Source organism: Streptomyces sp. MI02-7b, assembly GCF_033793585.1.
Lineage (GTDB): Bacteria > Actinomycetota > Actinomycetes > Streptomycetales > Streptomycetaceae > Actinacidiphila.
Window position 1 is genome coordinate 151,056 of sequence record NZ_JARAWX010000011.1, and the last position, 13,952, is coordinate 165,007.

17 protein-coding genes and 1 pseudogene are annotated in these 13,952 nt (G+C 68.0%); 12 read left to right on the plus strand and 6 right to left on the minus strand.

The annotated features are described in order from the left end of the window. The first annotated feature begins 105 nt into the window (after positions 1-105). Complete coding sequence (locus tag PV364_RS20025) at positions 106-345, plus strand: hypothetical protein (protein ID WP_319661465.1); 240 nt, start codon at positions 106-108, stop codon at positions 343-345. After that, a complete protein-coding gene (locus PV364_RS20030) occupies positions 338-529 on the plus strand; it encodes a hypothetical protein (RefSeq protein WP_319661466.1) in 192 nt (63 codons plus the stop codon). Before PV364_RS20025 ends, PV364_RS20030 begins: the two co-directional genes overlap by 8 nt. Before the next feature lie 170 nt (positions 530-699). On the opposite strand, the gene PV364_RS20035 is transcribed toward PV364_RS20030, so the two are convergent. The 3 genes from PV364_RS20035 to PV364_RS20045 form a co-directional block, all read right to left on the minus strand. Beyond that, entirely contained in the window at positions 700-1,002 is a 303-nt protein-coding gene (locus PV364_RS20035) for a helix-turn-helix transcriptional regulator (protein WP_319661467.1), read from the minus strand. Positions 1,003-1,479: 477 nt separating this feature from the next. Next, positions 1,480-2,871, minus strand: coding sequence for a site-specific integrase (locus PV364_RS20040; protein ID WP_319661468.1), 1,392 nt, complete (start codon positions 2,869-2,871; stop codon positions 1,480-1,482). Beyond that, positions 2,871-3,041 (minus strand): helix-turn-helix domain-containing protein, encoded by a 171-nt coding sequence (locus tag PV364_RS20045; protein ID WP_319661469.1) that lies wholly within the window; start codon positions 3,039-3,041, stop codon positions 2,871-2,873. Before PV364_RS20045 ends, PV364_RS20040 begins: the two co-directional genes overlap by 1 nt. A 12-nt stretch (positions 3,042-3,053) precedes the next feature. Between PV364_RS20045 and PV364_RS20050 the strand changes: the two are divergent. The 4 genes and pseudogenes from PV364_RS20050 to PV364_RS20065 form a co-directional block, all read left to right on the plus strand. Further along, positions 3,054-3,320 (plus strand): annotated as a pseudogene (locus PV364_RS20050) (NUDIX hydrolase); the annotation flags it as partial. Further along, positions 3,317-3,700, plus strand: coding sequence for a hypothetical protein (locus PV364_RS20055; RefSeq protein WP_319661470.1), 384 nt, complete (start codon positions 3,317-3,319; stop codon positions 3,698-3,700). The pseudogene PV364_RS20050 and the gene PV364_RS20055, both read left to right, overlap by 4 nt. 810 nt (positions 3,701-4,510) lie before the next feature. Further along, complete coding sequence (locus PV364_RS20060) at positions 4,511-4,807, plus strand: hypothetical protein (RefSeq protein ID WP_319661471.1); 297 nt, start codon at positions 4,511-4,513, stop codon at positions 4,805-4,807. Between the two features lie 306 nt (positions 4,808-5,113). Further along, on the plus strand, positions 5,114-5,413 hold the full coding sequence (locus PV364_RS20065; RefSeq protein ID WP_319661472.1) for a hypothetical protein: 300 nt from the start codon (positions 5,114-5,116) through the stop codon (positions 5,411-5,413). Positions 5,414-5,633: 220 nt separating this feature from the next. On the opposite strand, the gene PV364_RS20070 is transcribed toward PV364_RS20065, so the two are convergent. Beyond that, a complete protein-coding gene (locus tag PV364_RS20070; RefSeq protein ID WP_319661473.1) occupies positions 5,634-6,401 on the minus strand; it encodes a hypothetical protein in 768 nt (255 codons plus the stop codon). A gap of 534 nt (positions 6,402-6,935) precedes the next feature. Continuing rightward, positions 6,936-7,637, minus strand: coding sequence for a formylglycine-generating enzyme family protein (locus PV364_RS20075; protein WP_319661474.1), 702 nt, complete (start codon positions 7,635-7,637; stop codon positions 6,936-6,938). A 402-nt stretch (positions 7,638-8,039) separates the two neighbouring features. On the opposite strand from PV364_RS20075, the gene PV364_RS20080 reads away from it, so the two are divergent. Together PV364_RS20080 and PV364_RS41290 are read left to right on the plus strand one after the other, a co-directional pair. Then, positions 8,040-8,444: a GIY-YIG nuclease family protein gene (locus PV364_RS20080; protein WP_319661475.1), complete on the plus strand. Its 405-nt coding sequence runs from the start codon at positions 8,040-8,042 to the stop codon at positions 8,442-8,444. 2 nt (positions 8,445-8,446) lie between these two features. Then, on the plus strand, positions 8,447-8,584 hold the full coding sequence (locus PV364_RS41290) for a GIY-YIG nuclease family protein (RefSeq protein ID WP_415924578.1): 138 nt from the start codon (positions 8,447-8,449) through the stop codon (positions 8,582-8,584). 91 nt (positions 8,585-8,675) lie between these two features. Here PV364_RS41290 and PV364_RS20085 read toward each other — a convergent pair whose 3' ends face one another. After that, positions 8,676-9,041 carry a hypothetical protein gene (locus tag PV364_RS20085; RefSeq protein WP_319661476.1) on the minus strand — a complete coding sequence of 122 codons (366 nt, stop codon included), beginning with the start codon at positions 9,039-9,041 and terminating at the stop codon, positions 8,676-8,678. Positions 9,042-9,719: 678 nt separating this feature from the next. Between PV364_RS20085 and PV364_RS20090 the strand changes: the two genes are divergently transcribed. From PV364_RS20090 to PV364_RS20105, 4 genes are all read left to right on the plus strand, one after another. Continuing rightward, positions 9,720-10,427, plus strand: a complete 708-nt coding sequence (locus tag PV364_RS20090) for a Type 1 glutamine amidotransferase-like domain-containing protein (protein ID WP_319661477.1) — start codon at positions 9,720-9,722, stop codon at positions 10,425-10,427. A 673-nt stretch (positions 10,428-11,100) separates the two neighbouring features. After that, positions 11,101-11,541 carry a hypothetical protein gene (locus tag PV364_RS20095; RefSeq protein ID WP_319661478.1) on the plus strand — a complete coding sequence of 147 codons (441 nt, stop codon included), beginning with the start codon at positions 11,101-11,103 and terminating at the stop codon, positions 11,539-11,541. A gap of 562 nt (positions 11,542-12,103) precedes the next feature. Then, complete coding sequence (locus PV364_RS20100) at positions 12,104-12,955, plus strand: NAD(P)/FAD-dependent oxidoreductase (protein ID WP_319661479.1); 852 nt, start codon at positions 12,104-12,106, stop codon at positions 12,953-12,955. After that, positions 12,901-13,737 (plus strand): NAD(P)/FAD-dependent oxidoreductase, encoded by an 837-nt coding sequence (locus PV364_RS20105; RefSeq protein WP_319661480.1) that lies wholly within the window; start codon positions 12,901-12,903, stop codon positions 13,735-13,737. Before PV364_RS20100 ends, PV364_RS20105 begins: the two co-directional genes overlap by 55 nt. Positions 13,738-13,952 lie beyond the last annotated feature (215 nt).

Genomic DNA, 13,952 nt, shown 5'->3' on the forward strand with positions numbered 1-13,952 from the left:
GGCTGTGCTCGTGGGTGTCGTCTCCGTTGACAAATCTAATCGATCAGGTGCAGGCTAAGCGATTAGCAATACGTTATGTGACGGAACGCTCACCAGGGGATACCCGTGCGTCCACGTATCGAGAGCATCGCAGCGCGGCTCCTCGCCGTCACCCAGACCGAGGTCGAGCGCACCCAAGACACGGACGGAATCCGCCTCAGCGTCACCGTCCCGAACGACCTCGACGAACACCGCCGCGCATTCCTCCTCGCCGCCCTCGCCGACGCGGACGGCTACGGCCACGACCGCGCCGAGGACGGCACCGAGCAGGCGTGGGCCCTCATCTTCAGGAGCGACGATGTCTGACCTGCATCCAGGCGGCTTCGACGCCGCGGCCTCCACCACCGCCCCAGTCATCAAGACCCTCCCGGGTGGCAAGCAGGAGACGATCCAGGCCCGCATCGTCGGCCCCGCCGAATTGCTCCCCCTCGACGGCCCCACGGCGGTCCGGTGCACGTGCATCAAGTGCACCGAGAACGGCACGTCATGAGGCAGTGGTGCAGATGGCATCGGGACTGGGTGCCGGAACAGGACGCGATGATCGTCGCTCTGCTCAATCGGGACTGGTGCCAGTTCGCCTGCCGGCGGTGCGCCAAGCAGCACGGGATCCTGCCATGGAAGAGCGGCCAGATCGACGGGGAGATCCGCTACCGGCCGGAGTCAGTCCCGGACGAGGTGCGCGAGGGGCACGCCGAGGGCGTCGGCGATGGCAATGAGGGTGTCGAGCAAGGGACTTGCGTGCCCGTTCTCGATGAGGCTGATCGCCTGGCGGTCGACGCCGGCGCGCTCGCCGAGGGACTCCTGCGTCATGTTCCGGCTGCGCCGGGCGTCTCGGATGTGGTCGCCGATGGCCCGTCGTCGGGCGATCACCCGGTCGGAGGGTCTGCTGGTCGGCGGCACTCGACCAAATTCGCGGGGCGTTAGTTGAAAGTCTGTACATTCAACCGTACATTTTTGGATCATGAGGCGGGGTCTTCGGGTGAGTACCACCGAGGGCCCTGGCCGTGGAAGGTCGATCTCGCGCGAGGTGACCGATCCGCCCAGATGGCGGGAGACACGGCCCGCACCGCCCCCGGGCCCTACAGTGGTCTGGGGGCGGTCGCAGTTCCGCACCGATCAGATCGCGTCGAATACCCCTAGAGATAGGGCAAGCGCCCCCCATAAGTACGGCGAAGCGGGACCTGCGGTTTTCCCTGGTCAGCACAGCGTTCAGGGCCGCACACCTTCTAAGCGCTTGGCCGCAGGTTCGAGTCCTGCCGGGGGCACGTCTTGCGCCCCTCCCTCAGGGAGGGGCTTTTTACTGGTCAGACACCTGCCAGAGCAAGCGCCGCAGCGCCGGACCTCCCCCAGGTGATCACGGGAACGGTCCGACGCTGTCCGGCTGTCACCGGGTTTTCGCGGGTGGCTCTGTCGAATACGTGTCGAAGTTTTCGCAGCGGCTCAGCGATCTTCGTCCGGATCGGGGAGGTCTCCCCCGGCCTCGATCCGCCTCTGATGATCTCTGAGCTGACCAGAGATACAACGCGCGTAGGTAGCCAGCAGGACGGGGACGCTGTTGCCCGCCCACTCGGCCACCTGCGCCGGCGGGATCCCCGCGTTCAACCACGTCGTCAGACAGGTGTGCCGCAGGTCGTACACGCGCTTCCCGAGCGGCGAGGCGAACTCCGCCGGCGCGAGTACCTGCTGCCGGGCGGAGCGCCAGGCCCGGCGGAATACCGACCCCGCAAGCACGTCCCCGAACTCGCCCGAGAACAGCAGATCTCCCGGCTTCAGCCCCTCCGCCGCGATGTGCTCGCGCAGGATGCGCGTCAGCGCAGGACGGCACGGTACGACGCGGGTGTCGTCCTTGGCCCTGCCCTTCAGCCCGCGCACCTCATGGACCTTGCCGGTATCCGTCCACTGCTTCCCGACCTCCGGCCGAGCGGTGTGGAGCAGCAACTCGCCCCACTGATCTTCGTCGTCCTCAGCCGGAAGACGGACGTCCAGGACACGCATGGCCACCGCTTCCTCCGGACGAGGCCCCGCATAGTAGAGCGTGGCGAAGAAGGCGTGCAGCCGTCCACCGCCGCGGGGACGCCGGCGGAACCAGCCCAGGAGACTCGCGGCATGGTCAGGGTTGATGAGTGATCGCTTGTCCACCGCAGACGACGTCTGAGGCGTGGTGCCCCGGCCCTTCGGCAAAGGGTTCGCCCGCAAAATGCCGTGCTTGACCGCGTACTCCATGGCCACGTTCAGCACCCTGCGATTGCGCTTGATCGAGGATGTCGCGGCGGTCGTGCCGTCGAGCTTAGACGCGAGCGAGTGGAGTACATCGTCGACCTTGCGGGGATCCTCCCAGACCGCCATCGACTCCGTGTTGCGCTCGACCCACCGCAAGATCACGGAGACCTCAGGCGGTGCTTCGCTGCGACGGTTCGTGTTGAAGGCGAACTCCCGCAACGCGGTCCGTACGTCCACGGCAGCGAAGCGACCGGGAGGAGGGGTACGGAGAAGGGCGATCGTCGTGGTCATGAGGGTCTTGGCGACGTTCTTGCGGTTGTTGCCTGACGTGCGGTGCCACTGGGCGTCCGCGAACTGGACGGCGAAGGCGTACCAGTTGACCGCCCCCGCTCCGGACTGGTGGGAGACCGGTCGTCCCGTACTCAGGCTGAAGGCTTCGCCACGGCGGGTGGCGGACACCAGTTCCGAGCGGAAGGAGTCCGCAAGGGCCGAAGTCGGGAACGGCTCGCGATACGGCTTGCCGGCGACCACCCAACGCACGGTATAGGAGGTCTTACGGCTGCCCTTGTAGGTGAGGATCTTGTAGACCCGGACGTCAAACGTCGTCTCCATCAGGCCGCGTCCTCGTGGTCGTCGAGCCAGTGGTCGAGGTCGCTCCGCCGGATGCGCAGATCTCCGTTCGGCAGCTTGATGCAACGGGGAGCGCGCCGCTTCTGCCGCCAGTCGTAGAAGGTCGACCGGGAGATCATCAGTTCCTCGCAGACATCAGCCAGAGTGAGCATCCCTGCTGATCGACGGGCATACACGTCGAGGTCGACCAGCTCACCGGGGTCTACAAGAACACCACCCGCGGCATCGTCGCCCTGGTCTTCCGCTGCAAGCCCTCAAGCGGCACCGAACGCACCTCCGACGAGTCCACAGCCGTCGACTGGCTCACGCCCGAAGAAGTCTCCGAGCGAATGGGCGAGGTCTACGCGGTCCGCCTGCTCGATGCACTGGACGGAGCAGGGCCGCACGTCCGAAGTCACGACGGCCGGCGACTCCTGGAGGCATCAGCATGACCAGCAGTCCCAAGCTCCCCAGGCCGAGACCCTTGCACGAGCTGAAGGACGTACACGACTACCTCGATGACGTGCGCCTACGACCAGGCGTGTACGTGCGAGGCAGTTCTATCCATCACCTCGCCTCGATCCTGTACGGGTACCGCGTGGCATGCGAGATCAACGGGATTCCGTCGACGACAGACTTCGACCCCGGCGGGCCGTTCAACAAGTGGCTCGGGCTGCGGCTCGACTTGGGCTACGAGAGCTCCCTAGGCTGGTCAAGGGAGATCGAACTGGCAGCAGAAGCGGCGGGCACTCCGCCCCTGGATCTGTTCTTCAGCCTCTTGGACGAGTTCCGCGCGGAACGCGGCGACGCAGCCCAGAACGCGGCGCGGTAAGACTTTCTCTACTTCATCAAGGCGCTCCCGCCGCGCAGAGCGCGGCGGCGCGCGGCCCGGCGTCTCGGGCCGCCTGTCTTCGCCCCGCTCCGGCCCGGCCGCCGGCCGCCCGCCAGACGGCGAAGGGGTTGGCTGAGGGGAAACCCGCTGTGGCTGGGGCGGTCGGCTCCGCGGCTTTACGCAGCCACCATGGGGCGAGCCTCGAAGATCGGGGCCCACATCGGGCTATTGCGGGCAGGCAAGGAGCCAGCCCGATTCGCGGTCAGCGTACGGGCCCCGATCTCTCGCCCCATGGCAGCTCCCGCCCAAAGCCGCTTCACCGCCCGCGCGCTATGGTGCCGCGTGGAGGCGAACATGAAACACAAGCCCAGGTGGCACAACCATCCAGGCTGGTACCTGGTGATCCCGATAGCGCCACTCTTGATCTTCGTGACTTTCGAAGACGAAGTGTTCACACGATTCGTCCTGGCGTCTGGACTCGCCTTGGCGGCAGGCCAGTACGGGCGAGAGACGGCACAGCGAGCCCGAGGCCAAGACCGCCGCAAGTCCTGACTGCAGCGAGTGCGGGCAACGGGCACGCCCAGTCCGTAGCGGGGACACCCGTGCCTCAGTCGGGCCGCCTCTGGGCCGTCCGAGGGGAATCAAGGTCGACCAACAATGACAGCCAACGACCACGTCGACGCAGCTCAGCAGGGTGCAGATGCGAAGGTGTGCAGGTGGGGGACCTGGCTCATCACTTCCAGAAGAACTGTTCGCGCAGCCGTCGAAGCGACCGCAGGCGATCAATCCCGGTGCGTTTAGGATCACCGCATGAAGTCAGTCGTAGCAACGGGCGTATGGCTGTATGACGGCACGGTGCCCACGACAGTCCGCATAGGGATGCTGGACTACGACTATTGGTACGCCATCGGCGAGGCAGACGGAACCCTGCAACCCGGAGAGGCCCCGGATTTGAATGAGGACGGCCGCCTCTACTACGTCCAGCATCTGCCAGGCCAGCCTGCCTGCGACCATCCGTTCTGGCCGGCCACAGAAGGGTTCCACACGCTCGCGGAAGCAGTTGCTTCAGCAGAAGCCACCGTTCCCGGCCCGATCTCATGGCAGTAAGGACCTGCACATCACTAGATCGGTCGAGCAGCCTGCAACGGCCATCCCGCCCACAGAACGCATCGAGAGGACCGGACGTGCCACAGCCGTGCCAGGTGAGGCGGTGCCGAACGGGGAGCCACGGGGAATGGCGGTGGCGGGATCGCGTTGCCGCAGGTCAGCCTCCGCCCAGGTGAGGCCCGGTCCGCAGCCTCAGTCTTCCAAACTGGGGATCCCCGCTTCGAATGCGGCAGCACTTGCCTGCCGGATCCGTGCTCTGTGAGGCTACGACCGCGATTCGGTGCAGCCTGCATGAAGGGGGCCGTGATGGAAAACCACGTCTGGCAGTTGCGTCAAGGTCATGAGGTTGTCGGCGTCCTCACACTCGAAGCCGTCGATATGTTCTGGACCGACTGCCGGTTCGAGCCCTCAACTGGCTGGCTGGCCCTCAAGCCGTTCGTCGATGCATCGCGAGCTGCGTGGGAGCGGAAAGACGAGGACGCGGCCATCGCGGCTGACGAGGCCATCTATGCGCTTGGCCTCGAATTGGTGCCCGAAAGTGGGGGCGAGGTCATCAGAGACTTTCTGCTGCGGATCGACGGCGATACCGCACGCTTCCGGTATTGAGTCGTGTCGGGCCGTCTCTGGGCCGTCCGAGGTCGCACAACGACGACCAACGCCGACAACCGTTGACTGCTCGATCGCAGGTCACAGCGTTGATCGTCTAGACGGGCCCAGGTCAGCAGATCCCCGGCTCACTTCTTCGGCTACTGATCTGGTCCCGGTCCCGGCCTCACATCCGAGCAGCGCATCCACACACGCCGTTGGGCACACGGCCCGCTGGCCGTCAGTAGCGGTGGCCGGGCCAGTGCGGGTCCATCCAGCGGTCCTCGCCGGTGAGTCCGAGCAGCCGTATCCGGTGCTGCAGATCCGCCGGTGCGCCCGACTCGCGGAGCCGCACCGCAGCGTGGCCGAGGAGCCAGGCGACCAGTTCGGCGCGCATCTCCTCCTCGTCGTTCTCGTACCAGTCGACGCTCCACGGCAGGGTGTCTCCCAGGAGCTCGTACTCCCATTCCGCGACCGCCTCGGCGAGACGTCGGTCGCTGAGGTGGTCGGTCTGCTTCTCCCAGTCGGCGAGCCAGGGGCCGAGGGTTCCGGACGCCTCGGCACACATCGCGAAGACCTGGTGCGCCGGGACGGCCGCATCCGGATCGGTGAGGCTCTGCGCCCACCAGGCATGCAGGAACTCGCGTACCGGATCGGCGAGCTCGTCGGGCCACTGCTGCCAGCGGCCGCGGGCGAAGGAGTATCCGGCCTCCTCCAGTCCGAACAGGGGCTCCGCGCGACCGGCGACCAGGACCCTGGCGAACTGCGGCAGGATGCGGCGCAGCACGGCCGCGGCATCGGTCCAGTCGATGGCCTGCCAGGTCCGGCGCAGGAGGTCCGGCTCCAGTTCCACGTCCGGCGTCTTCAGAAGGGAGAGCTCCTCCGGGCTGCCCCAGTGGCATTCGCAGTTGCGCTCGTCCGGATGTGCGGTCATGCCGCGGAAGGTGACGGAGAGGTTGTCCAGGGCGGCGCTGAGACGGCGGCGTACGGGATGGTCGGCGAGATACATGATGTGCCCGGCCTTCGAGGACTCCGTACGGCTTCCGCCGACCGAAGATCGCCACTTTACCCGGTGAGGCGGGGCCTTGCACTGGCCGCCCCGGGACGGGTGCGGACCGCGGTGAGCCAACAGCGACGGGTGAAGAGCGCCAACCCCGAGCTGGCATCAACGGCGCCGGACAGCAGCCTGCTTGGGTCGGTCGGACGGCTGGGGCCACCACACGGCTCCACGGCAAGGTCGAGCGCTGATCGACTCCTGAGGCGGTGGTCACACGGCAGCGGCGCCAGCGGCAGTGACGGCAGCGCTGACGGCAACGACGGCGGACGGCAGTGGCACTCGGCGACCCGACACGGTGGTGGCACGGGACGATCCGACCGGCCCGCCACGGCGTGCCCGCATCTTCTAAGCGCCGGCTTCGTCGTGGCTGACATCACCAGATGACATCAACGCTGGCGTACAGCCACGGCATCAGACAGTCGAAGGCGGAGCATGGACCGCCTATATAGGAGGCTCCCGGCAGGGCGTACATGGCCTGGCCCGAACTTACAAGGCAGCTGTCACCGGCGCTGTCTGGGCATACTCCGGACCGGTTGGCACAGGGGCGACCGGACGGACCGCGGTGAAACCGTAGAGCTTGTAACGGGTGGCAGAAAGCAACAGCAGCCACTCGTCGCATCCCTGCCACGGGTAGAGGTCACCGGCGCCTCCGCGCGCCACCCGCGGTCCGTCACCGGTGCGGGGGCGGGCGTCCGCCGGCGCGTCCATGAAATGCGGGATCCACACGTCAGCGCAGATTTCGTTTGCCGACCCCATCGCCGCCAGCCCGAAGGCGTTCTCAGCCGCGGCGGTCCGCTCCTCGTCGGCGAAGTCGTCGAGCAACTGCTCCTCGTCCGGCTTCCCATCCCCGCGGAAGGTCAGGGTGGTCGTGCCTGCCCGGGCCGCGTATTCCCACTCCGCCTCGCTCGGCAGCCGGAACGGCAACGTGGCGAGCAGTTCGTCCAGGTCGTCCTCGACCCGGGCCGTGCCCGACGCCGAATCGGCGAGGCTGTCCTCGTACTCGGGCAGCCAGTGCCGTACCTGCGCGACCGTAAGCGGATGCCGGGCAATCAGGAACGGCTCGACCCGCACTTCCCGCACCGGCCGGGCTTCGTCGGCACCGGCGAAGAACGGTCCGAGGCCGTCCTCGGCGCCGCCAGCACGCTCGATGGCGCGGACCGCGTCCAGCTCCGCGTCGGACAAACCCATCCGGAACGTCCCACCAGGAACGACACGAAAGGCCACTCCGGAGGGGGTGTGCCGCCAAGCCGGTCGGCCGGCCACGGTCTCTTGAGCCCACATGGTGCCGGACGCTAGCAGTCAGGTATCCCGGATGAACGAGGGGCTCTGCATTCCATCGCGCAGCAGCTACAGATCACGAGGTGTCGTGCCACATGCGTGCCACATCGGACGGTCAGCCACGGTCAACGACGGGTCGCCGCAGTCGCGATGACTGGCTGAGCTGGGGTCTCTCCAAAACCGCTCTGACCTGCGCACCCTCGAAAACCCTGACCACCAGGCCTACAAGGCAGTGGTTCCCAAGCCCTGCTGTGAACCGATGCGCCAGCCAGTAATCTGCAGCCACCAACCATGGCCAACCCTGGAGGCTCCGTGGACGGTGCTGCCATCATCCGGCCTGAGCGGCTGTGGTCAGCACACGAGGTGTTGATGCGGCCGAGCCCCGTACCGGCGGTGGCAGGGGTCTACGGGTGGCATTTCGAGGAGGCGCCCCACGCAGACCTGACTGCAGGACGCCTGCTCTACGTCGGCATAGCTCCGCGACACATGGCGAACCGAACCAGCACGCAGAATCTGCGCAAACGCGTGCGATACCACTACCGAGGCAACGCGGCCGGCTCGACCCTGCGGCTTACCCTCGGATGCCTACTCGGGCTAGAACTGCGCCTCGTCGGCAGCGGAACGCGTATGACCTTCGGCAAGGCCGGCGAAACAGCCCTCAGCCAGTGGATGGCAGACAACGCACGGGTGTGCTGGATCGAGCAGAACGAACCGTGACCATGGAGTCTGAGCTCATCTCTGAACTCGACCTGCCGCTGAACCTCGACCAGAACCGCCACAACGCCTTCCACGATCGTCTCAAGGCACTGCGAGCCCAAGCACGCCAGCGAGCAGGAGAGTTGCCCATCAGTGCATAGGCGTGAGGCTGACATCAACGGCCACGAACAGTCCCGAACTGGACAGGCCGCAGCCGGCGCGATCGAACTCCTGTAGCTGGTGTCACCAAGGTCACCGGGGAATCTGCTGCCCTGCTTCGGTGAGGACGAGCGTGAGACGACCCAGCCACTCGCCGTCGTCTGGATACTCCCAGTTGTCAGCATCTGCCAGCAAAGCAGGAAGGTCACGTCGTGGGATGGCAGGACCAGGCTGGAACCCCGGACTGCCGTCGGGAGAAGTCCAGGGAACGAGCCGAGAGACTTCAATCCAGCCTCTGTCGATGAGCGGCAGAAGGACTGCTGCAAGCTCGGCGGGCCCGGCGGAGACCAATGGTTCGTCCAGATCTCCCCAGACGCCGGGCAGGATATCGATCTCCGTCGCATTGATCATGAATGCGCGCTCTGCTGACGACAGCTCGTCCGTTGCGGGATAGCTCACCAGGAGATCATCGCAGGGCGGCAGAAGCCGTTCATCCTCTCTGTGTCGAATACATGTCGAGGGCGCTGAACGTTCGAGCTTGGCGCTCGGGGAACACCAGGTCAGAGGCGGTGCGCCGGTGATCCCACCTAGCGCCTTCTAAGCGCTTGGCCGCAGGTTCGAGTCCTGCCGGGGGCACGTCTTGCGCCCCTCCCCCAGGGAGGGGCTTTTTGCCGGCCAGGCGCCTGCCGGCCTCCCTCAGCTGATCACGAGAACGGCCCGGCGCTGTCCGGTCGTCACCGCGTTTTCGCGGGTGGCTCTGCCGCATACGTGTCGAAGTTTTCGCAGCGGTTCAGCGATCTTCGTCCGGATCGGGGAGGGTGTCCCCCGGCCTCGATCCGCCTCTGATGATCTCTGAGCTGGCCGAATACACAACGCGCGCAGGTGGCAGCGACGACGGGGACGCTGTTGCCCGCTCTTTCGGCACCCTCACCGGCGGGATCCCCGCGCTGATCCACGTTGCCGGCCCACATGCCGTGATCACGACGGCAAGTGCCTTACCGCTGGATGAGCCGAGAGCCCCCGGCGACCTGAGGGGCCTGACGGACCTCCGAGGGGGTTGCCCGAACTGCGATGAGTTCCAGCGCGGTCCCGGGTCTTCAGGTACGTCCACCTTCCGCGCGCGAATTCGGAGGCACCTTGAAGCTCCTTCTCACGTCAGGCGGCGTCACGAACCCAAGCATCCACGCGGAGCTCGTCAAGCTTCTCGGCAAGCCGATCGCCGAGTGCCACGCCCTCTGCATCCCGACAGCACAATGGGGTCACCCGATGTGCGGGCCGACATCAGTGCGGGGCCTCGTAGCCGCCCAGCCCACGTGGCAACACCTGACCGGCCTGGGCTGGGCATCACTCGGCGTCCTCGAACTCACCGCGCTGCCCACCATCGGCGCGGAACGGTGGGTCCCCTGGGTCCGGGAGGCCGACGTGCTCCTGGTCGACGGCGGCGACGCGACGTACCTGTGCCACTGGATGCGGGAGTCCGGGCTGGCCGATCTGCTGTCCTCGCTGCCCGACACGGTCTGGGTGGGAGTGAGCGCCGGAAGCATGGTGATGACGCCCCGGATCGGAACGTACTTCGTCGAATGGCCGTCCGCGCCGGACGACCGCACTCTGGGAGTCGTCGACTTCTCGATCTTCCCGCACTTGAACGCTTTCCCGACGAACACCCTGGCCGACGCAGAGCGATGGGCCGCCGACATCGGCGTCCCGGCCTACGCCATCGACGAACAGACGGCCATCAAGGTCGTCGACGGGTCCGTCGAGGTCGTCTCCGAAGGGCAATGGACGGCGTTCGGGTCACAACGGCCCGACATTCGTGACGTCGCGTCGTCCCGCCAAGCCCCATGACGCCTCGCTATCTCAACCACCGTGGCGCCCCCGCGGCCACCTCCACGACCGCGTGATACCGCTGCTCGGGGGCTCGTCGCGTCATGAGGCCACGGATGACAGGTCCGGTTGACCAGATCCAGATCAGCTGGGAGCGAGCGGCATGCCGCTCGCTCCCAGAACGTTGGGCCGGGGTACCGGCGTGACCAGCGACGCTCCGGTCTTACCCGAGTGCGGTCGGCGCATGACGGACGGCGGCTTGGCGCCCCCGATCGATCCCGTAAGGCGGTGGTCGCGAGCAGGGGTGGCATCGCGTCGGCGTCGCACCGCCGTGCCGGCGCATCGAGTTCGCCGAGTGGGGTTCCATCCGATATGCGTGGCCCAGCCAGTGTTGCCCGACTGCTCTGACGATTGCCGGGGGCACCGAAACTCACGTGCCCATTTCCGCTGGTCACCGCTGTGCCCCTAAGGCAGTTGAGGCATCAAATACGTGTATTAGGTGATAAGTGGACACACCGCACGCCGCTCGCTAGGGTCAAACTAAAGGCGCCATAAGTGCAGGAGTGGTCCGCACATAGGGGAGTTGGCGTAGCGAGCCGGAACTGACCGGCCTTACGGGTGCATACCGCATCACCGCCCCCTGAGGCGACTTATGTCATGAGCAGGTCAAGATGTCCAAGGAAGGTCAAACCGAATGACCAGGGACAATCTCGCACGCAAGGCCGTAGTCGCGACGTTCGCAAGCGTTCTCCTCGTCGGTGGGGGCGCGGGCATGGCGTCCGCCTCCGCTCCGGTGACGTCTCAGCCTCGTGTCGCCGACACAGAGTGCTATCGGGCTCCGTGCCACAACGACGGTGACAGTTGGGGCCACGGCCACGACGGTGACGGCTGGGGCCACGGCCACGACGGTTGGGGCCACGACCATGACGGCTGGGGCCATGGTCACGACGGATGGGGTCACGGCCACGACGGCTGGGGCCACGGCCACGACGGCTGGGGCCACGGCCACGACGGCTGGGGCCACGGCCACGACGGATGGGGCGGCGACCACGGTGGACACGACGGTGACGGGTGGGGCGGCGATCACGGCGACCACGGCGACGACGACTCGGGCGGCTACGGCGGCACCAACTGAAAGTCGGCGGCAGCGACAAGCGCAATGAGGTGGACCGGTTCCCGCGGCACTGACTCTCCCGTCTTCGTTCGAGAGGGGAGAAGCAGCGGAGCAGACGGCCGGTGCGAGGGGAGCCGCAAGTCCATTGCGCGCACGGGTGCTTGCGCCATTGCCGTGATCACCCACCGGCCTTGCCCCGCCCGGCACTCGCCGGGCGGGGCACCCGCATGTGAGGGACAAGGTCCGTTCGCATGGCGGGAAGTGACGCCGCGTCGCCCGTCGGACGACCGTCCGCCACCCGGCAACGCCGCAGGTGATGGCATTTAGGGGAGCCCCAGGGAGGCAGGTGTCACCCCCGCTGCCCTGTGCGCCGTGCATGCGCACCACCTTCAACGCCGCCGACGCCGGACCGGCCCGTCATCTGCGAGTGCGGCCGCGACCGCGTCGCACCCGGGCCGCCGCTCGGGCACGGTGTTGCGTCCCGTGGCGACGGGAGGAGCACGGGGAGGGAGGGATCCCGGGGGCGGGGCTGGAGCGAGGCGGGAGCGGGAAGCGCCGGGGACGAGCGGCAGAGGCTCAGGACATGACCACAGCAGACTCCTACGACGCGGTCGTCATCGGCGGCGGCCACAACGGGCTCGTCGCGGCCGCGTACCTGGCGCGCGCGGTGTGGTCGGTGGCCGTGCTGGCGCGCAACGCCGCGGTGGGCGGCGCCGTCGCGAGCGGTGAGACCACGGTGCCCGGGTTCACGCACGACCTGTACTCCACCAACCAGAACCTCTTCCTCGGCTCCCTTGCCTACGCCGACTTCGCCCCCGTTCTGGCCCGCCACGGACTGAGGTTCCGCACCACGGACCGGCCCTACGCCAACGCCTTCCCGGACGGGCTGAGCGTGCGGGTCTGCTCCGACTACGAGCGCACCCTCGGGCAGTTGGCGGCGCACGACGCGGGCGACGCCGAGGGCTTCGCGGGTCCCTACCGGCAGTACCAGCAGTACGCGCCGTACCTGTTCGGCGTCTACGGGAGTCCCGTGCCGTCGGGCGCGGCCGCGCGGCAGGTGCCGGAACTGCTGCGCCACCACGGGGTGCGGGGTGCGACGGAACTCGTCCACACGCTGTTGATGAGCACCCGGGAGCTGGGCGGGACGTGGTTCGTCACCCGGGAGGCGCGGGCCATGGCCGCCTGCTGGGGCATGCACCTGGATTTCGGGCCGGACGTGGCGCGCGGCGCGATGTTCCCGCTGCTGGAGATGTTCGCGGACATGGAGAACGGCATGTCCGTCGTCGAGGGTGGCGCGCAGCGTCTGCCGTCGGCGCTCGCCGCGGTACTGGCCGAGCAGGGTGGCGAGGTCCGCACCGGGGCCGAGGTGGACCGCGTCCTGTGCCGCGCGGCCGGGCCGTCGGTCTGCGCTGCGCCGCCGGCGGCGGCACGCTGACAGCGCGGCGTGCCGTGGTCGCGGACGCCGGGCCCACGGCCCTGTACGAGCGGCTGCTGGAGTCTGAGCGGCTGCCCGCGCGGGTGCGGCGCGCGGCGTCCCGCTATCGGTACGGCCCCGGCACCATGATGGTGCACCTCGCACTCGACGGGCCGTTGCCCTGGGCCGCGGGTCCCGAGCTGGCCCGATTCGGCCAGGTGCACGTGGCGCCGTACGTCGATGATCTGGCGCGCGCCTACACCGAGACACTGGCGGGGCTCCTGCCCGCCGATCCGCTGCTGATCGTGGGACAGACCTCCGCGATCGACCCGACCCGGGCCCCGGCGGGGCGCCATGTCGTGTGGATCCAGATCCGCATGGCGCCCTCGGTCGTCCGCGGGGACGCGGCAGAGACGATGCCGCAGACCCGCTGGTCCGAAGCCATCCTGCCGATGACCGACCGGGTACTGGCCAAGCCGGAGGCGTACGCGCCCGGCAGCCGGTCGCGGATCGTCGGCGTCGCTGCCTACAGCCCCGACGATCTCGAAGCGGCCGATCCGAACCTCGTCGGCGGGGACAGTGCGAGCGGCAGCCACCACCTCTCCCAGAACTTCGTCTTCCGGCCGATGTGCGGACACAGCGGCTATCGCACGCGGGTCCCCGGGATGTACCTGACCGGCGCCGCGACATGGCCCGGCGCGGGCAACCACGCCACGTCAGGCCGGCTCGCGGCCCGCCAGGTGCTCAACGACGCCCGTCTGCGCGGGCGGTCGTGGGCGGCACGCAAACGACGGCATCCGTAGCGGGAGCCGCCCCCGGGGCGAGCGCCGCCGGGACGAGCGCCCCCGGGGCGAGCGCCGCCGGCGCGCGGCACTCCCTGCCTTCCTGCTGAACGCGCCTTACCGCAACGGTCGTTGAGGGGGGAGGGACTCGCAGCGTCCCCACGGCGGGAGCCGGCGCGGTCCACCCTGGTGCGCGGCGACTCCAGCCGCCTCGCGCCCGCGCGCAGGCGCCCGTC